This is a genomic window from Rhizobium sp. Leaf371, assembly GCF_001424045.1.
Classification (GTDB): Bacteria; Pseudomonadota; Alphaproteobacteria; order Rhizobiales; family Rhizobiaceae; genus Ferranicluibacter.
On sequence record NZ_LMQB01000027.1, the window covers coordinates 148,279 to 166,733 of the forward strand.

17 protein-coding genes are annotated in these 18,455 nt (G+C 63.9%); 4 read left to right on the top strand and 13 right to left on the bottom strand.

What is annotated here, in order from left to right:
* Positions 1 to 3: 3 nt before the first annotated feature.
* From ASG39_RS18955 to ASG39_RS18995, 9 genes are all read right to left on the bottom strand, one after another.
* A complete protein-coding gene (locus tag ASG39_RS18955; RefSeq protein ID WP_082477365.1) occupies positions 4 to 1,671 on the bottom strand; it encodes a CTP synthase in 1,668 nt (555 codons plus the stop codon).
* A gap of 105 nt (positions 1,672 to 1,776) precedes the next feature.
* Positions 1,777 to 2,421, bottom strand: coding sequence for a preprotein translocase subunit SecG (secG, locus tag ASG39_RS18960; RefSeq protein WP_062596526.1), 645 nt, complete (start codon positions 2,419 to 2,421; stop codon positions 1,777 to 1,779).
* Between the two features lie 199 nt (positions 2,422 to 2,620).
* Positions 2,621 to 3,391, bottom strand: a complete 771-nt coding sequence (tpiA, locus tag ASG39_RS18965; protein WP_062596527.1) for a triose-phosphate isomerase — start codon at positions 3,389 to 3,391, stop codon at positions 2,621 to 2,623.
* A 143-nt stretch (positions 3,392 to 3,534) separates the two neighbouring features.
* Positions 3,535 to 5,004, bottom strand: a complete 1,470-nt coding sequence (locus ASG39_RS18970; RefSeq protein ID WP_062596528.1) for an aspartate aminotransferase family protein — start codon at positions 5,002 to 5,004, stop codon at positions 3,535 to 3,537.
* A 15-nt stretch (positions 5,005 to 5,019) separates the two neighbouring features.
* Positions 5,020 to 6,036, bottom strand: a complete 1,017-nt coding sequence (locus ASG39_RS18975; RefSeq protein WP_062596529.1) for an NAD(P)-dependent oxidoreductase — start codon at positions 6,034 to 6,036, stop codon at positions 5,020 to 5,022.
* A complete protein-coding gene (locus tag ASG39_RS18980; protein WP_062596530.1) occupies positions 6,033 to 6,473 on the bottom strand; it encodes an EamA family transporter in 441 nt (146 codons plus the stop codon). The genes ASG39_RS18975 and ASG39_RS18980 overlap by 4 nt, the downstream gene beginning before the upstream one ends.
* A 125-nt stretch (positions 6,474 to 6,598) precedes the next feature.
* A complete protein-coding gene (locus ASG39_RS18985) occupies positions 6,599 to 7,936 on the bottom strand; it encodes an FAD-binding oxidoreductase (protein ID WP_062596531.1) in 1,338 nt (445 codons plus the stop codon).
* Complete coding sequence (locus tag ASG39_RS18990) at positions 7,936 to 9,378, bottom strand: UbiA family prenyltransferase (protein ID WP_347360167.1); 1,443 nt, start codon at positions 9,376 to 9,378, stop codon at positions 7,936 to 7,938. The genes ASG39_RS18985 and ASG39_RS18990 overlap by 1 nt, the downstream gene beginning before the upstream one ends.
* Before the next feature lie 124 nt (positions 9,379 to 9,502).
* Entirely contained in the window at positions 9,503 to 10,399 is an 897-nt protein-coding gene (locus ASG39_RS18995; RefSeq protein WP_062596532.1) for a phospholipase, read from the bottom strand.
* Positions 10,400 to 10,544: 145 nt separating this feature from the next.
* On the opposite strand from ASG39_RS18995, the gene parE reads away from it, so the two are divergent.
* The gene (parE, locus tag ASG39_RS19000) at positions 10,545 to 12,677 is read left to right on the top strand and encodes a DNA topoisomerase IV subunit B (protein WP_062596730.1); all 2,133 of its coding nucleotides are present in this window, start codon (positions 10,545 to 10,547) and stop codon (positions 12,675 to 12,677) included.
* 60 nt (positions 12,678 to 12,737) lie between these two features.
* Here parE and ASG39_RS19005 read toward each other — a convergent pair whose 3' ends face one another.
* The gene (locus tag ASG39_RS19005) at positions 12,738 to 13,196 is read right to left on the bottom strand and encodes a GNAT family N-acetyltransferase (protein WP_062596533.1); all 459 of its coding nucleotides are present in this window, start codon (positions 13,194 to 13,196) and stop codon (positions 12,738 to 12,740) included.
* Between the two features lie 221 nt (positions 13,197 to 13,417).
* Here ASG39_RS19005 and ASG39_RS19010 point away from each other — a divergent pair, with 221 nt between their 5' ends.
* Positions 13,418 to 13,897, top strand: coding sequence for a hypothetical protein (locus tag ASG39_RS19010; protein WP_062596534.1), 480 nt, complete (start codon positions 13,418 to 13,420; stop codon positions 13,895 to 13,897).
* 40 nt (positions 13,898 to 13,937) lie between these two features.
* On the opposite strand, the gene ASG39_RS19015 is transcribed toward ASG39_RS19010, so the two are convergent.
* On the bottom strand, positions 13,938 to 15,065 hold the full coding sequence (locus ASG39_RS19015) for a DUF2336 domain-containing protein (RefSeq protein WP_062596535.1): 1,128 nt from the start codon (positions 15,063 to 15,065) through the stop codon (positions 13,938 to 13,940).
* Positions 15,066 to 15,140: 75 nt separating this feature from the next.
* On the opposite strand from ASG39_RS19015, the gene ASG39_RS19020 reads away from it, so the two are divergent.
* Positions 15,141 to 15,803, top strand: a complete 663-nt coding sequence (locus tag ASG39_RS19020) for a hypothetical protein (RefSeq protein ID WP_062596536.1) — start codon at positions 15,141 to 15,143, stop codon at positions 15,801 to 15,803.
* Positions 15,804 to 15,822: 19 nt separating this feature from the next.
* Here ASG39_RS19020 and ASG39_RS19025 read toward each other — a convergent pair whose 3' ends face one another.
* Positions 15,823 to 16,425 (bottom strand): flavin reductase family protein, encoded by a 603-nt coding sequence (locus ASG39_RS19025; protein WP_062596537.1) that lies wholly within the window; start codon positions 16,423 to 16,425, stop codon positions 15,823 to 15,825.
* A 10-nt stretch (positions 16,426 to 16,435) separates the two neighbouring features.
* A complete protein-coding gene (locus ASG39_RS19030; RefSeq protein ID WP_062596538.1) occupies positions 16,436 to 17,020 on the bottom strand; it encodes a nitroreductase in 585 nt (194 codons plus the stop codon).
* Between the two features lie 272 nt (positions 17,021 to 17,292).
* On the opposite strand from ASG39_RS19030, the gene ASG39_RS19035 reads away from it, so the two are divergent.
* Positions 17,293 to 18,381, top strand: coding sequence for a hypothetical protein (locus ASG39_RS19035; RefSeq protein ID WP_244481272.1), 1,089 nt, complete (start codon positions 17,293 to 17,295; stop codon positions 18,379 to 18,381).
* Positions 18,382 to 18,455: the final 74 nt, after the last annotated feature.

The window sequence follows — 18,455 nt, forward strand, 5'->3', positions numbered from 1 at the left end:
GGCTCAGACGAGCCGTGTCTGCTCGACCGCGGCTTCGATGAAGCTGGCGAAGAGCGGATGGGGGTCGAGCGGCCGGGACTTCAGCTCCGGGTGATACTGGACGCCGATGAACCACGGATGATCCGGATACTCGATCGTTTCCGGAAGGACGCCGTCTGGCGACATGCCCGAGAAGACGAGGCCGCAGTTTTCGAGGCGATCCTTGTAGTCGATATTGACCTCGTAGCGGTGACGATGGCGCTCGGAGATATCGCCGGAGCCGTAGATGTCGGCGATCTTCGTGCCCTTCTTCAGCGAGGCCTTGTAGGCGCCGAGGCGCATGGTGCCGCCGAGGTCGCCGGAAGCCGTGCGCTTCTGAAGTTCGTTGCCCTTGATCCACTCGGTCATCAGACCGACGACCGGCTCGGCCGTCGGGCCGAATTCGGTCGAGGATGCCTTTTCGATGCCGGCCAGGTTTCGCGCCGCTTCGACCACAGCCATCTGCATGCCGAAGCAGATGCCGAAATAGGGCACCTTGCGTTCACGCGCGAAACGGGCGGCCAGGATCTTGCCTTCGGACCCGCGCTCACCGAAGCCGCCGGGCACGAGAATGCCGTTGACCTTCTCGAGGTAGGGCGCCGGGTCTTCCTTTTCGAAGACCTCCGACTCGATCCATTCGAGCTTGACCTTCACCCGATTGGCGATCCCGCCGTGATACAGGGCTTCGATCAGCGATTTATAGGCGTCCTTGAGGCCGGTATATTTGCCGACGATGGCGATCGTGACCTCGCCTTCCGGCGTGCGGATCCGGTCGTAGACGTTTTCCCAGCTGTCGAGACGCGGCTTCGGCGCAGGTTCGATGCCGAAGGCAGCAAGCACTTCCGAATCGAGGCCTTCCTTGTGATAGGCGATCGGCACGTCGTAGATGCTGGCCACATCAAGCGCCTGGATGACGGCGGACGGGCGAACGTTGCAAAACAGCGAGAGCTTGCGGCGCTCGGCTTCCGGGATTTCGCGGTCGGCGCGCACCAGCAGGATGTCGGGGTGGATGCCGAGAGCCTGCAGTTCCTTGACGGAATGCTGCGTCGGCTTGGTCTTCAGCTCGCCCGCAGCCGAGATATAGGGCATCAGCGTCAGGTGGACGTAGATGGCGGCACCGCGCGGCAGGTCGTTCTTCAGCTGGCGGATCGCTTCCATGAACGGCATGGCCTCGATGTCGCCGACCGTGCCGCCGATCTCGCAGATGACGAAGTCGTATTCCTCGTTGCCCTCGGTGACGAAATTCTTGATCTCGTTCGTAACGTGCGGAATGACCTGAACCGTCGCGCCGAGGTAATCGCCGCGGCGTTCCTTGTCGATGATGTTCTTGTAGATGCGACCTGTGGTGATGTTGTCGGTCTTGGTGGCCGAGCGGCCGGTGAAGCGCTCGTAGTGACCGAGATCGAGGTCGGTTTCAGCGCCGTCGTCGGTGACGAACACCTCGCCGTGCTGCGTCGGGCTCATGGTGCCTGGATCGACGTTCAGGTAGGGGTCGAGTTTGCGAAGCCGCACCCGATAACCACGGGCCTGCAGCAACGCGCCGAGAGCGGCTGCGGCAATCCCTTTTCCAAGGGACGAAACCACGCCGCCGGTGATGAATACATATCGCGCCATGGGCTTGACCGGATACCTTTTCGAGACTGATTCCGCCATCGAAAAATGCCGCACTCCCCAGATTTCGAGGGGGCGGCGTCGATGACGCACAAAAGAAAACCGGCGGAAAACAGGTTCCGCCGGTCGGATTGAGATGCGCTCTGCTTACTGCGCGGTCGGTGCGCCGGTGCCTGTCGATGCAGGCGGCGTGGCCGGTGCGGCAGCAGGTGCGTCCGTCGTCGGCGCCGGCGCGGCCGGGGTCGTCGTGGCGGCTGGTGCCATCGTATTCGCCGGAGCCATCGTGTTAGAAGGCGCCATCGTGTTGGAAGGCGCCATCGTGTTCGAGGGAGCGGGCGCTGCGGGCGTCGTTGCGGCCGGAGCCGTTGTTGCCGGAGCGGAGGTGGCCGGCGCGGCACTCGCCGGCGCATCGCCACCGGTCGGAACGCCGTTGCTCTGTGCAGCCGGTGCCGGTGCCGGGGTCGCCGGTGCGGGGGTCGCAGGCGTGGTCGTCGTGCCGCCGAGCGAATCGAGAACGCCGTTCCCATTGTTGGTCGTGCCGGGGATGCGATCGAGGACGTCCGTCGCATTCGGCTGGTAGCGGGCGTAGATGCTCATGGCGAGCGCGAGGACGAAGAAGAGCGTTGCGAGGATCGCCGTCGTGCGCGTCAGCGCGTTCGCCGTGCCGCGTGCGGACATGAAGCCGGAGCCGCCGCCGACGCCGAGACCGCCGCCTTCCGAGCGCTGGATCAGCACGACGCCGATCAGCGCCAGTACGACCATGAGATAGATGACAAGCAATACTTCCTGCATTTCGTCCAGTCCTGGCTTGAAGCGCGCCGGACCCCGGCCGTGTCGCCGTTCGTCACCCGCACTTGACGTCTCTTTTGCCGCAAATCTTCACGAAAAGCCGGGCACGGAAAGGCCGCGTGTTCCCGGCCGCGTCCTCGCAGCGAATTTCGGTTTCGCGGGCTCAATATACCAAGCAGCCCGCTATTCCAAGCCCGATGATTCAGCCGAGCAGCTGCTCGTATGCGCCGTAGATGGCGAGGAAGTCCTGCGCCTTCAAGCTTGCGCCGCCGATCAGGGCGCCATCGACGTTGGCGATGCCCATCAACTCGACCGCATTGGCCGGCTTGACCGAGCCGCCATAGAGAATCCGTAAGGCCGCACCCTCGTCGCCGAAGCGGGCCGTGAGTTCCTTGCGCATGAAGGCATGCGCCTCCTCGATGTCGGTCACAGTCGGCGTCAGGCCGGTGCCGATCGCCCAGACCGGTTCGTAGGCGATCACGGTGTTCTGCGCCGTGATGCCGTCCGGCAGCGAGCCGTCGAGCTGCCGCTTCAAAATGTTGAGCGTTTGTCCGGCCTTGCGCTCGTCACCCGTCTCGCCGATGCAGACGATGGCTGTGAGACCGGCGGCCAGGGCCGCTTCCGTCTTTGCCCGCACGATCGCGTCGGTCTCGGCGTGGTCGGTCCGGCGCTCGGAGTGTCCGACGATGACATGGGTGCCGAAACAGTCGGCGACCATTTCCGCGGAGATATCGCCCGTATGGGCGCCGGAAACGGCGACGTGGCAATCCTGCGCACCGATGGCGAGCGGGCTGTCGTCGCAAAGCGCCGTTGCCACGTAGAGAAGCGTTGCCGGCGGGCAGATGAGCACCTCGACCTTCTCCGACAGCGGGCCCTTGACCCCTTCTGCCATTGCCTTGATCTGGTCGAGAGAGGCGCGGAGCCCGTTCATCTTCCAGTTCCCCGCAACAAGCGGACGCACATCAGGTGTCATTCGGCTTTCTCCCGTTTTCCGACGATGGATCGGCCGTAGCAAATCCCTCCGGTCGTGGAAAGCGTTCATCACGCGCGGCTTGAAAAAGCCTCTGCCCGACGCGGCGCCGGGCAGAAAACGGGAGTCGGGTCGAGCGTCCCGCCTCAGCCCATCTGGCTGCCGACGAAATCCTTGACGATGCGGATGATGCCGCGGCCGAGGAGGTCGTCGAGCGCGTCGACGAACTGGTCGACATGCTTGCGTTCGCAGATCAGCGGCGGCTCGAGCCGGATGACGTTGCGATTATACTCAGTAAAGGCGACGAGCGTGTCGTAATCCCGCAAGAGCAGCGCGCCGATGAAGCCGGAGAGCGAGCCCTTGAGCTTGTCGTCGAGCATGCCGATGACCGGGCGCAGGACCAGCGGCATCGTCTGGCTGAAATCCTGGAACTCGAGCCCAACCATGAGGCCCTGCCCGCGAACCTCCTTGATGATCTTCGGGTATTTTTCGCGCAGGGCGTCGAGACGGGCGAGCAGGTAGGCCCCCTGCTCCGCCGCGTTGTCGATCAGCGCCTCGTCGTACATGATGTTCAAGGCTTCGATCGCGGTGACGCAGGCCTCGCCCATGCCGCCGAAGGTGGCCATCGCGTGGATCATCGCCGTCTTCGGCGTTCCATAGGCCTTCATGTAGATCTCGCGCCGGGCGATCATGGCGCCAACGGCCGCCTTGCCGCCGCCGAGCGACTTGGCAAGCGCCGTGATATCCGGCACGACATTCTCGTGCTCGAAGGCGAAGAAGCGTCCGGAACGGCCGTAGCCGCACTGGACCTCATCCGCGACCCAGACGACGCCATAGCGATCGCAGAGCGCACGTAGCTCCTTCCAGAAGCCATCGGGCGCCCGGATGATGCCGCCGCCGCCCTGAATGGTTTCGAGCACGATCGCTCCGATCTGGGGATCGCTTCGGAAAGCGCTCTCGATCGCCTCGATATTGCCGAAAGGCACCCGGACGGTATTGCCGGAGACCGAGAAGTCGGCCCGGTAGAGTGCGCCGTCGGTGATGTTCAGCACGCCCTTCGTCTTGCCGTGGAAGGAATTTTCGGCATAGACGACCTTCGGCCGCTTCGGGCCGGCCGCGCGCTCGGCGAGCTTGACGGCGGCTTCCATCACCTCGGAGCCGGACGAGCCGAGGAACACCATGTCGAGATCGCCGGGCGAAATGGTCGCGAGGTTCTTCGCAAAAGCCGCCGCATATTGCGACATGAAGGCGATGGCGATCTCGTGGCGGTTTTCGTCCTGGAAGCGCTTGCGCGCCTCCAGCAGGCGCGGATGGTTGTGACCGAAGGCGAGCGATCCGAAACCGCCGAAGAAATCGAGGATCTTCCGCCCGTTCTGGTCGGTATAGTACATGCCCTCGGCGCTCTCGATCTTCACCTTGTGAAAACCGAGCAGCTTCATGAAGTGGAGCTGGCCCGGATTGACGTGATCCTTGAACAGGGTGGTCATTTCCGGAACGGTCAGGGCCTTGGCGTCCTCGACCGTCAGAAGATCGGGCTTTCCGACCCGCGTGCGGACGGGCTGCGGGCCTTCGATGGCGGGCGCGTCGATCAGGACGCGGGCGGGCGTATCGAGCATGTTGAACGGTCCCTCTTATTCGGCCGGCAGGGCGGCAGGCGTGCCGACGGTGCCCGTGGATTTCTTGGCGCGATATTCGTCATAGGCGGCAATCAGCATGGCGCCGTCGTTGAACTGGGCCTTCCAGCCGAGTTCCTGTTTCAGCTTGCCGGTTTCGCGAACGCACATCTCGTCGGCGATCAGATACTGCTCCGGATCCATGATCGGCAGGTTGATCGCATCGAAGGCGGCCAGCGTCGCCTTGACGGCAAAGCCCGGCGTCGGGATCAGGATCGATTTCGAACCGGCATGCTGGATGAGGCCACCCAGGAGCTGGCGCACGGACGGGGGATTGTCGGAGCCGAGATTATAGGCTTCGTTCGGCACGCCGCCCTTCCAGGCGAGACGCGCGGCCTCGGCGCAGTCGAACACGGAGATGAACTGGTAGGGCGCCTTGCCCGAGCCGATCATCGGCACCGGCAGGTTGGCGTCGATCAGCTTGAACAGCTTTTCGAGGATGCCGAGACGGCCCGGGCCGATGATGAGGCGCGGGCGGAAGATCGAGATCCGCATGCCTTTTTCGCGGTAGACCTGGCAGAGTTGCTCGGTCGCCCATTTCGACTTGCCATATTCGCCGAGCGGCTTCACCGGATGATCTTCCGCCTGCGGCGATCGAACGGTATGGCCGTAGATCATGTCCGTCGTGAACTGGACGAGGCGATTGGCGCCGGAGGCCTCCATCGCCTTCATGATGTTCTCGGCGCCGTAATAGTTGACCGGCCAGAAGAACTTCCAGCGCTTGGACCGCACCTGCAGCGGCGACAGCATCTTGGCCGCCATGTTGTAGACCATGTCGTCGGGGCCGATATCGACCTTCGTGACCTGTTCCAGATCCGTGACGTCGCAGGAGACGAAACGGACGCGGCCCTGGGCGTAGTGCGGCAGGTCCGACTTGACGATGTCGGCGATCAGGACCTGCTCGCCTTCGTTGACGAGGCGCTCGGCAAGATGGCGACCGACAAAGCCGTCGCCTCCGAAAATGATGTGTTTCATGTCGGGCTCCCAATGTGGATGGATTTTGCAGCGGGGGTATCCGTCGCCGCGATGGTCTCGGGCGTCGAGCGGCCGGACTGGGCGATGAGGACCGTTCCCACGCAGATGAAACCGATGCCAGCGATGCGCCAGGCGTTCAGATCCTCGCGGAAAATGAAATAGGCAAAGACCGCCACGGCAACATAGGCAAGGCTGAGGAAGGGATAGGCGAAGGAAAGCTCGACCTTCGACAGCACGTAGAGATGCGACACCATGGAGATGGCGAAGGTGGCGAGACCGGCAAAGACCCAGGGGTTGAACAGGATCTGGAAGAACCGGGCAATCGCTGTGTCGGGCGTAAACGTCAGTGGGCCAAGGCTGAGCATGCCCTGCTTCAGCATCAACTGCGCCGCCGCATTGGTCAGCACGGTAAAAAGAATGAACGCCAGATATTTCATATCGTCATCCCTTTCGGGCTCCCGGTCCAGTCCCGCATCTCGGTCCAGTCCATCTTACGCAAGAGAATCCACCATTCCGTGAAACTTGCTGATTTCTTTTCATAAAATTGTCTTTATCCGCCCCGTCAAAGCGCCATGGCGGTGCGCCGCCAGAAATCGGACATCATGGCGGGATCGCGCATCGCCTCGAGCTTTCTCCACCCCGGAAAAGAGGCGGCAAAGGTCTGCGGGCTCATGCGGGCATCCTTGTACGGATTGACCGCGCCCCCGGCGGACAGGACGATCCGATCGAGCGCATCGAGGAGCTTCCGCGTGCCCTCGCCCTGATTGGCGAAATCGAGCGTGAGCGTGAAGCCGGGGCGCGCAAAGGACAGCAGGCCGCGCGAAGGCTGATCGCCGAAACGTTTGAGAACGGTCAGAAAGGAGCCGTGCCCCGCCGCCCGCGCGGTCTCCATCAGCTTTGCCGTCACCGCGGGCGCAACATCGGCCGGATAGACGCTCTGGTGCTGGTAGAGACCCTTGGGGCCGTAGAGACGGTTCCAGTTCCGGATGGCGTCGAGCGGGTAGAAATAGCCGGACCATTTGACCGTCTCGACGGTTTCCCCCGGCTTCGCCTTGCGCAGATAGGCCGCATTGAACGCCTTCAGCGTCAAGCGGTTGAGAAGACTGACGGGCGGGGTCGCTGGAATCCCGAGCGTGCGTCCGCCCGGCAGATCGGGAAAATCGCAGGAGGCATCGGCATGATCGCCGGCAAGGAGGATGCCCCGGCCGGCCTTGCGCCCGGTCGCGAGCTGGTCGATCCAGGCGACGGAATATTCATGCTCGGCATCGACACGGTCGATCATCCCGAAATAGGCATCGAGGCTGTCGAAGCGGATCGTGTGCTGCTGGATATGGGCGGACGGGACCTTCATCATCTGCAGGTCGATATCGAGGATGAGGCCCGTCAGGCCCAAGCCGCCGATGGTGGCGCGGAACATGTCCGGGTTTTCGGTCTCGGAACAGGTGAGAACGCCACCATCCGACCGCAGCAGCGTCAGCCGGCGGATGTGGCTTCCGAAGGTGCCGCGCGCATGGTGATTCTTGCCGTGCACATCGTTGGCGACAGCACCGCCGAGGGTGACATGGGCGGTGCCGGGGGTCACCGGCAGGAAGAAACGGTGCGGCACGGCGCGGGCGAGAACCGCCGAGAGAGAGACCCCGGCCTCGGCCGACAGAAGACCGGTGCCCGGATCGAAGCCGTGGATGCGGCCGCGTCTGCGGTTGTCGATCAGCAGACCTGCATCATTGTGGCAGCTGTCGCCATAGGAACGGCCGTTGCCGAACGGGAGGTATCCCTCAAGCGCTGCCGTGTGGATACCGTCCTCGAAGGTATCCGGGCTGATGGCGCGGCGCGGCCGCGTGTCGAGACGACCCCAGCAGTCGAACGTCGGAGCCTCGCGTGTTTTCGTCGTGTCCCTCATCAGATGCCGACCGCCCCGATCATCACGAGCACCCCGCCCGCAGCCATGGTGGCGATGCTGCGCCAGTCGCGCATGATGAAGACGACGGGATCCTCGTGCAGACTGCCGCGCCGGGCGAGCATCCAGATGCGCAGCAGCATGTAGAGGACCATCGGGCAGAGCGGCCAGAGCGCGGCCGGCATGCTGTACATCTGCTGCATCTCGACGCTGTGGATGTAGAGCGCCAGAACCAGCGCGGATGCGAAGGCGGAGGATATGCCCGCCTGCCCGACCATCTCGAAATCGACCTGCATATAGCCGCGTCCCGGAACCTGGGCGCGGGCCTCGCCGCCATGCTCGTCCAGCTCCACATAGCGTTTCACCAAAGCGAGGCTGAGGAAGAAGAAGATCGAAAAGGCAAGAAGCCAGAAGGACAGCACCGTTTCGGTCGCCGTCGCGCCGGCGATGATCCGGATGGTGTAGAGACCCGCCAGCGTGAAGACATCGACGAGAAGTTTTCGCTTGAGAAAGAATGTGTAAGCCGTGGTTATCGCGAGATATATTCCGAGCGTGACGACGAACTCGCCGGGCATTCGCAGCGTCAGTGCGGCTGCTGCCAGAAGGAGGCTCGCCGCCAGCGCCAGACCGGTCGGCAGGGACATGCGGCCGCTTGCAAGCGGGCGGAAACGCTTTTTCGGATGGCGGCGGTCGTTCGTCAGGTCGGAGATATCGTTGATGACATAGACGGCCGATGCGAGAAAGCTGAAGGCGAAGAAGGCGATGACCGTGTTGATCAAGGCCGCCCGATCGAGGATGTCGTGATCGAGCGCCATCGGCACGGCGATCAGGATATTCTTTGCCCATTGATGGACGCGTATGGATTTCAGCGTGTCTTTGAGCCCGCTCGTACCGGTCTCCAGATGCTCTGCATCGTGGCGGCGGCGCCAGGCTTCGGCTGCGCGGTCCGGCGCGACGACGATGGCTTTGCGCGCGGCGTCGAACACCGGGACGTCATCGCGGCTGTTGCCCATGTAGTCGAACCCCGCATCGCCGTAGCGCGCGACCAGTTCCCGGCACTTGCGATGGCGCGTCAGGTTGTGGGTGCGGGAGGAATGCAGGACTTCGGTGAAGACGCCGGTATGGGCCGCGACATCGAGCGCCACCCGCTCCGCGGCCCCGGTGACGAGCACGACGTCGCGACCGGTCTCCCGCTCCTGCCGCAGCCGCGCGATCACCTCCGGGCGATAGGGCCAATCGGCACCGGTGCGCCCGGATCGTACGGCGACCTCATGTTTCAGATGCGCCTTGCCGCGCAGTGCCCAACGAAGGAGCGCGAACACCATCAGCGGATTGCGGAACAGCAAAACGGCGACGCCTTCCCACAGCGTGTCCGCCGCGACGAGCGTCCCGTCCAGATCGACGCAAAGCGGAACAAGCCGTGTGTCGGTTCGCGCATCCATCATCGCACTCCCGTGTTCTCAGTGCCGGGAAGATGTCATGCGGTGCTTTCAGAAAAACGAACGGCAGGCCGCACGAAGGCGAGACTTCAATCGGTGGTTAATGAAGAGAAAATCGCTCAGGTTGTATCTATCGCGAGAGGATCCAGTTGATGGCGTCCCGCCAGTCGGTCATCCGGACCGGCGTGCCGTGCGTTCCCGTTTGAAACAGGACGAAGCGGGTGGGGTAGCCGCCTTTCTTCAAGCGCGTGTAGAGCGCCGCCTGGTCGTCCGCCCTGTACGTCTTGTCAGCGCTGCCATGGCTGAAGAACATCGGCAGCTTGCGGGCGAAGGCCGCACTTTTGGTGAAATCCGGATCGGTTGCGCCGCCCATGACCATCATGCCGGAAAGCTGCTTGACGGCGGTCGCGTTGCGGGAGACGCCCCAGCAGAGGAAGCTGCCCATGGACGCGCAGGACAGGATGACCGGCCGGCCGGGGGAGCGGCGCGCGACACCATCGATTAGGCCGGCAATATCGGCCGCACCATCCGTGTCGAAGGACCGGGCGCTCGGCGCATAGTAGACGCCGCCGTTCTCCACCGCGAGGTTCTTCAGCCGGTTGAAATTGCCCCCGAAGGAATAGTCGTTCGCGCCGAGCCGCCGATCCCCGCCGCGACCGTGAATGAAAATCACCGTGAAGGCTGCCTTCTCCGGCGTCCCGACCCTGAACACGTCGAGCCCGCGCCCGCCGATATCGATCGTCTCGTTTTCCTGGAAACGCTTGACGCCGAGCGCGACATAGGGGCGCTTGACCCGGCGCTCGGGGACCTCGTCACGGCCATTGATGTCCCGCATCTCGTCATAGTCGACCGTCAGCCAGTCGCCACCGTCGCGGGACTCGAGCACGCGCCCATAGGCGAAAAGTTCGTCCTTGAACGGTCGCAATGTATCGGCGCGGGCGCAGCCATGGGCGAGGACAAAGGCGGCCACCAGACCAACCGCCTTTAAAACGGCAAGGCGTTTAAAAGAAAGTGTGGATCGGGCCATGTTTTGTTCCCTTTTTGATCTCTTCGGCGCTCTTGGCTCTTTCGCCGCACCCCCGGCCTCTGTATGAAGAGGTGGGCCGGGATCGACAGCCGGCGCCCCGCCCTACAGGATCAGCCGACACATCGAAAGACGTTTGACGCACCAGATGACGGACAGCAACGACCTTTTCGCGAACGCAGCGCCCGCTCCTCGGAAGCCTTCGGAAACGAAGCCGCCCGAGCCGAAGACGCAGGATCTGAAGACGCCGGCCGCCAAAGGCGGCGACGATAAAGCCGGTATCGCGCCCAAGGCGGACGAACCTAGGGCGACGCGGGCTCCGGGAACGCCGGCTTCGCAGCTGAAGACGGATACGGGCGACTACAATGCGTCGGCCATCGAGGTGCTCGAGGGGCTCGAGCCGGTTCGTCGCCGGCCCGGCATGTATATCGGCGGCACGGACGAAAAGGCGCTGCATCATCTGTTCGCGGAAGTCATCGACAATTCGATGGACGAAGCCGTGGCCGGACATGCCAATTTCATCGACGTCCATCTCGATGCCGAGGGATGTCTCGCCGTGACCGACAATGGTCGCGGAATCCCAGTGGAGAACCACCCGAAATTTCCGGGCAAGTCGACCCTCGAAGTGATCATGACCGTGCTCCATGCCGGCGGCAAGTTCGACAGCAAGGTCTACGAGACCTCCGGCGGTCTCCACGGCGTCGGCGTTTCCGTCGTCAATGCACTCTCCGACGTGCTGGAGGTCGAGGTTGCGCGGAACAGGCGCCTCTATCGCCAGCGCTTTTCGCGGGGCATCCCCCAGGGTGGTCTCGATGAATTGGGCGACGTGCAGAACCGACGCGGGACGCGCGTCCGCTTTCATCCGGATCCCGAGATTTTCGGGCCGCACGCCAAGTTCGAGCCGGCGCGCCTCTTCCGCATGGCACGCTCGAAGGCCTATCTCTTCGGCGGCGTCGAAATTCGCTGGTCCTGCGATCCGTCGCTGGTCGAGGGCACGGAGACGCCTGACAAGGCGGTCTTCCACTTTCCCGGCGGCCTGAAGGATTATCTCAAGGCGACCATGGGCTCCGAGTTCACGGTGACGCGCGAGATCTTCGCCGGCAAGACCGAGAAGACGGGTGGCCATGGCGCGCTGGAATGGGCCGTCACCTGGTATGGCGGCGACTCGGTCGTGCACTCCTATTGCAATACGATTCCCACACCCGAGGGCGGCACGCACGAAGCGGGCCTGCGCATCGCCCTGACCAAGGGTCTCAAGGCCTATGCCGACCTGACGCAGAACAAGCGCGCGGCGATCGTCACCACCGACGACGTGATGATTTCGGCGGCCGGCATGCTCTCCGTCTTCATCCGCGAGCCGGAATTCGTCGGCCAGACGAAGGACAAGCTCGCCACCGTCGAGGCGCAGCGCATCGTCGAGAACGCGATCCGCGATCCCTTCGATCATTTCCTCGCCGGCAATCCACAGGAAGCGGCCAAGCTGCTCGAATGGGTGATCGAGCGCGCCGATGAGCGCGTCCGGCGCCGCAAGGAAAAGGAAGTCACACGCAAGAGCGCGGTGCGCAAGCTGCGCCTGCCGGGCAAGCTTGCAGACTGCTCGCAAAACTCCGCCCTGGGCGCCGAACTCTTCATCGTCGAGGGCGATTCGGCCGGCGGCTCGGCCAAGCAGGCGCGCAACCGTTCCAACCAGGCGATCCTGCCGCTGCGCGGCAAGATCCTGAACGTCGCCAGTGCCGGCCGCGAGAAGCTGGGGGCGAACCAGCAGATCTCGGATCTCGTCCAGGCGCTCGGCTGCGGGACGCGGTCGAAATATCGGCAGGAAGACCTTCGCTACGACAGGGTCATCGTCATGACCGATGCCGATGTCGATGGCGCGCATATCGCCTCGCTGCTGATCACCTTCTTCTATCAGGAGATGCCGGAGCTCATTCGTGGCGGTCATCTCTATCTTGCTGTGCCGCCGCTCTACCGGATGACGCAGGGCGCGAAGACACTTTACGCCCGCGACGATCTGCACCGGGTCGAATTGATGGAGAAAGAATTCACCGGACGCGGCAAGGTCGAGATCGGACGCTTCAAGGGCCTCGGCGAAATGATGCCAGCCCAGTTGAAGGAAACGACGATGGACCCGTCGAAGCGGACGCTTCTCAAGGTCTCGATCGACGAGATCGATTTCGAGGGAACGCGCGACGCCGTCGACAATCTCATGGGCACCAAGCCAGAAGCCCGCTTCCGGTTCATCCAGGAGCGCGCCGTCTTCGCCGAGAACCTCGACATCTGACGATGTCTGGCCGTGGGCTTCGCCGCAGCCGGGGATTGATCGAGACAGCGGAAAGGTGCGTCAGACGACGCTCTTCTCCATGAAGAGGCTGAGCGGATCGGGCATGTAGCTCCCGAACGGCTCGATATCGCGATAGCCGGCCTTGCGATACAGGCTGATGGCTTCCGGTTGGTAAATTCCGGTTTCCAGCCGGACGGTCGTCAGGCCGGTGTCCCGGGCCGTCTGCTCGATCGCGTCCAGGAGCGCCCGCCCTGCCCGCATGCCGCGCGCCTTGGGATCGACGAACATCCGCTTGATCTCGCCGCTCCCGTCACCGGCCGCCACCAGCGCGCAACATCCGACGACGACGCCGTCGTGCCGCGCGACGAGAAAAGAGACCTCGGGTTTTTCCAACGTTTCCAGATCGACCAGATGATTGCTTTCCGCCGGATAAAGCGACTGTGCGTAGGCATCCGACTGGTGGAGGAGCTCGATGACCTCCGGCTGGCGAGGGGCTTCTTGTCGAATATTGACGGTCACTTGGCGGGATATCCTGAGAAAAAGAATCGGCGGATCAAAGGGCACGCATCGAAGGAGATGTGTGTTCCTACACCGATTCCCGCGAGGATTCAGCCGTGCCGCGGCAAAGGGGCGACGGAGGCAGCGAACGAGCGCGACGAGCCGCGTTTTGGAGAAGCACGCCACAATTTCGAGCCAAGGTCTGTTTACCGTCTTCTTGAATACAGGAGATGAGACAGATCATGGTCAGTGCAGCCCTCGTCGTAATGACGATCCTCGGATGCGACGATAGCGTCAGTCAGTGCCACTATGTCGATACCGTGAAAGGGTCCTGGGAGACGGTCGCTGCCTGTGACGACCAGTCCCAGAAGAAACTGCCGGCCTACACGAATGCCAGCTATCCCGTGATCGTCGCCATGTGCGAGAAGACGGTGGACGCGCCGATCGCCGCCGCGGCCGAAAGCGACATCGTCGCTCCGCCGGCAACGCCGCCGGTCACGCCCGCCCCTTCGACGTTACCGGCCGTGACCACGGCCGAAACACCGCCGGCACCACCCGCGGCCAATGGCGAGGCCGCCGCACGCAAGCCTTTGCCCGAGCGGGCCTATGCGATGATCCGCGGTGTGCTGCCGGATGGCCAGAAGATCCGCCATGCCATCTCCGTTCCCGTTCATTACATCGGCGATGGCTATTCCTGGGTTGCGACGCGCATCGCGCGGTGAGGCGTGTATCAATCGGCCCGACTGCGAACGCCTGTCGGCTTCAGGCCGCCTGTCGCGCAGCGACGTTCGCATAGTCGCGAGCGAAGCGCCGCTGTTCGGCAATCGCGAGTTTCTCGACGCATTCCGAAAGACCGGAACTGTCTGCCGTGTGGCGAAGGCGCTGGACGAGGACGGAGGCAATGGAGGCTGCCGGAATATGGCTGCCCTGCCGACGCTCCCGGCGCCAGATCAGGATGGCCTCGGCGAAGAGCGTGCTGACGTCGCGGCCGAGCCCCCCCTTTTCGAACAAAGCCTGGAGCGCTTGCGTCCGACCGTCCGATAGGATGGAGCGGACCCGCTTTCCGCCGACACGGGTCAGGTCTTCGATGGCGGTTGCGAAAAAATCGATGCGTCCGTGGCAAAGCGCGTTGACGAGCAAGGCCGGTGTCAGGCGCCCCGTGACCCGGAGTTCCTCCACAAGACCCCTGATGTCGGCATCTTCAACCATGCCCGCCATGTCGATGGCGGCCGTCTCGCAAGCCTGTCGCGCGACCCGCTGAAGGCGTTCTGCACCGATGACGGCCTGGAGAAAGGCCGTGCCGTTGAGCGCGGCGCCAACCTGCTCGACCAGCACCTGGCGGGCATCGGCGGGCAGGTCTTCGCGTTCCAAAAGCAGGTTGCGGATGCTGCACACATCGCCCAGACGATCGGCGAGGCGCTTCAAGGTTCGGCGGGACAGGTCGGCTGCCGTGTTTTCAAGGAGGATCATGACCTCAGGCACGCCGCCGACCTCGCCGATGGCAGCGGCCACCCCACGCGACACCAGCCTGCGGGAGGCGATGAAGGCGCGCAGTTCCGCTGTTCCCCGCGCCGCAAGGTCGATCAGGTCGTCATCCGAAAGGACGGGCGAGCGGGTGGCGACGGCAAAGGCGATTTCCGGCTGGTCTTGGGCCAGCGACAGGATGATCGAGCGGGGCGCTTCCGGCGCCGCGGCGAGAGCTTCGGCCAGGGCCAGTCGAACCTTTGGCGACGGATCATCCAGCAGAAAGGTCATGGCCATGTCGGCCGCGTGCCGGTCGATCCTGTCGCCGTCCTTGGCGCAATACGCGCGTGCGAGTGCGCTTGCGGCGCGGGCGCGGTCCGTCGCCTTGGCGGTTTCGACCCAGCGAAGAAATGCTTGTATGATCACCGACGCCCCACTACGCAAAACGGTCAGATGCTGATGCCATGATGGTAAGCGGGAAACGTTTAAGATTGGTTCACCATGTCGATTAACGCTCATGAAACCGGGCCGATCGTGTTTCTCGATGCGACAGAGGCGATGCCGGGCCCCTGCTTTGCCCTCGTCCATCGCTGGCAAGCCGAGGTTTGCGCTGCGCGACCGCAGCGTCTGCTCCTGTCGCTCGATCTCGATCACCTCGAAACGGACGGCTGCGCGGCGCTGTTCGATCGCGTGCAACCGTCCGGGATTTTGCTGACGGGATGCCGCGGACGCGCCGATCTTCAGGCGGCCGACGTCGCCCTCGGGGTCATCGAAGCGGAAACGGGGCGCGCCGCCGGCAGCCTGTCGATCGTCGCCGTCTTCGGCGCGGCATCCGCATCCTTTCTCGGCGCGGATCGTCTTGCGGGCGGGTCGCCCCGCCTGATTGCCATCGTCCTGGACGAAGACGCGCTGGCCGCCGCGATCGGCCTGTCGCCGGAGACGGCACGGTCGCTGTCGCCGGCGATCCTGCTGGCGCGCGGCACAATGACGCTTCAGGCCGCCGATGTCGGCGTGCCCTGCTTCTGGTCCCTGCCCTCCGGTGAAACGGATGGCTATGCGCTGAAACGCCTGCGGGATGCCGCCGTTCAGCAGGGTTTTCGGGATGTGGTGGTCGGGACCCCTGCCCATTGGGTGGCGTTCGGACAAGCCGAGCGCCGGAACTGACGAGACGGGGCAAAGGCGCTCAGCGCTGGGGCCGAATCAGTTCGAAGACATCTCCAGCATCGGCATAGTCCATGTAGCCGAGGCGGCCGACCGGTCGCACCTTGGCCATGTCGAAGCGCCCGTCGCGCAGGGCGTCCGCGCGGATGTGGATGCCGACCACCTCGCCGATGACGACATGGTTTTCGGCAGGCTCTCCGGACAAGGTCGTCGGCCGGAACATCTCCGTCATCCGGCATTCGAGCGCGGCATAGGCTTCGCCCACGAAGGGCGCCTCGACAAGGGTGCCATCCACCGGCGTCAGTCCGGCCGCATCGAATTCGCTCTCTCCGTGCGGCAGCGGTGCCGAGGAGCGGTTCATCGGATCGACCAGATCGCGGCTGACGAAGCTTGCCGTGAAGACGCCGGTCTCCTCGATATTGCGGACGCTGTCCTTCCATCCCGATGACGAGAACATGACCATCTTCGGCACATCGCTAATGGCGTTGAAGAAGGAATACGGCGCGAGGTTGAGGCTGCCGTCCTTCGATCGCGTGCCGATCCAGCCGATCGGACGCGGCGAGACGATGGCCTTGAAAGGATCGTGCGGCAGGCCGTGGGCATTGGTGTCGGTGGTGTAGAACATCGGCCAGGCCTCACGCGTCGTTGCCGACCCAGGTGACGATGTCGGACAGGGCCGGACGCGGGCGCTCCGTCGGCGGCACCTGCGGCGAACCGATATGAATGAAGCCCGCGACCTTTTCACCGTCACGAATGCCGAGAACCGGATAGGCCCGCTGGTCGAACGCAAACCATTCGCTCAGCCAGTTCGAGCAATAGCCGAGCGCATTGGCGGCCATCAGCAGGTTGAGGCATACGGCACCGGCCGACATGATCTGCTCCCATTCCGGCACTTTGAAATGCGGCGCCGCCGTGCTGACGACGGCAATGACCACGGGGGCGCGGGTCAATCGCGTGTTCTCGACCTTGATCATTTCCTCGGACAGGTCGGGCTTTGCCTCCAGCGCCAGACGGGCAAGCTGCGCGCTGATGCGGCCGCGCTCTTCGCCGCGATAGACGATGAAGCGCCACGGCGCGAGCTTGCCATGGTCTGGCACGCGTGATGCGAGCGTCAGCATTTCCTCCATTTCGGCCTGGCCGGGACCGGGCTCGCACATCTGGAAGGCGGGAATGGAGCGGCGTGTCGCCAGATAATCCTTGAGGCCGGGAGCTGTCGTCATGTCGGTCACTTTCACGGATGCGGCCGGGCGAGCAGATGCCGTCACAGGCCGGAATGTCGTCTGCGGCCGGCATCCTCCGCCGGTCGTCAATCTCAAATACGGAAGCGGCCTGCCCGGAGCCCAGCAACGGAAGTGCTGTATCCCTGCGTAAACCTGTACCGGTCCTGCACATTATGCAGTAGGTTGCAGCGAGTGAGGTCCGTGCCGCCAGCCACGAAATCGCCATACCGGCGTCTCAAGTGGAGCCACGTCGTCAGGAAGTCAACCGTCTCATGCGTTACCCGGCTCTTCTTCTCTCGCTCCGCCTGGATCCCCGTCCGGGCATGGCGCTCGCTGTCTTCTTCGCTTTGGGCGTCGCGGGTGGCGCCCATGCCCAGACCGTGCAAACGGAGGCGGTGCAGGCCGAAGGAGCGCAGACGCAGCCCTTGCAGACCGATCCTTTCAAGAGCTTCCCCTCGATTTCGGCACCGCCGAAGATGCCCAAGCTGAACAGTTTCAGCCCGGTCATTCCGAGCGAAGCCGCAAAGGGGCCGACCACGCGCGACGTGCGGCTGGAGGCGCTTCTCAAGGACAAGGGCGGCGCGGTGGAGCAAGGCCTGACATGGCGCGTCTTCAGCCCGATCCCCGGCTCCGACGGCAAACTTCCGCTTGTCGCGACGTCGCAGGGTGGCTCGGCGGCCTTCCAGCTCGTCCCCGGCGAATATTTCGTCAACGTTGCCTTCGGCCGCGCCGGGGCGACACGCAAGATCCGCGTTGCGGAAACCGGCGCCTTCGAACGGCAGGTTCTGGTGCTCGATGCCGGCGGCGTCACCCTGAACGCGGTTTCCGGTGCCGATGTTCGGATACCTCAGGGCGAACTGTCCTTCTCGATCTTTTCCTTCGACGTGAAGGAAGACGGCGAGCGGGCGCTGGTGGTCGCGGACGTGAAGCCGAATACCGTCGTTCGACTGAACACCGGCACCTACCACGTCGTCTCGAACTACGGCTCCGTCAACGCCGTCATCCGCGCGGATATCCAGGTGGAAGCGGGCAAGCTGACGGAAGCCACGATCCAGCACCGTGCCGCCAAGCTCACCTTGAAGCTGGTCGCCGAGCCGGGCGGCGAAGCGATCGCCGATACGGCCTGGTCGATCCTGACCTCCTCCGGCGATGTGGTCAGCGAAAGCGTCGGCGCCTTCCCCACGCTGGTTCTTGCCGAAGGCGACTACAGCGCGGTCGCCCGCAACAACGAGAAGATCTACCAGCGCGATTTCACCGTCACCGCCGGCGTCAATGCCGATGTCGAGGTGCTTCTGTCGAATACGGCGGCCCAGCCGGGCGCGCAGTCCGCATCCGTCGCACCGGCGAACGCCCAGGACTGAGCCGAGGATCGAGCGGGCCAAGTCCGAAGCCCGCAGACGAAAGAAGCCGGACTTTTCAGCCCGGCTTCCGTTTC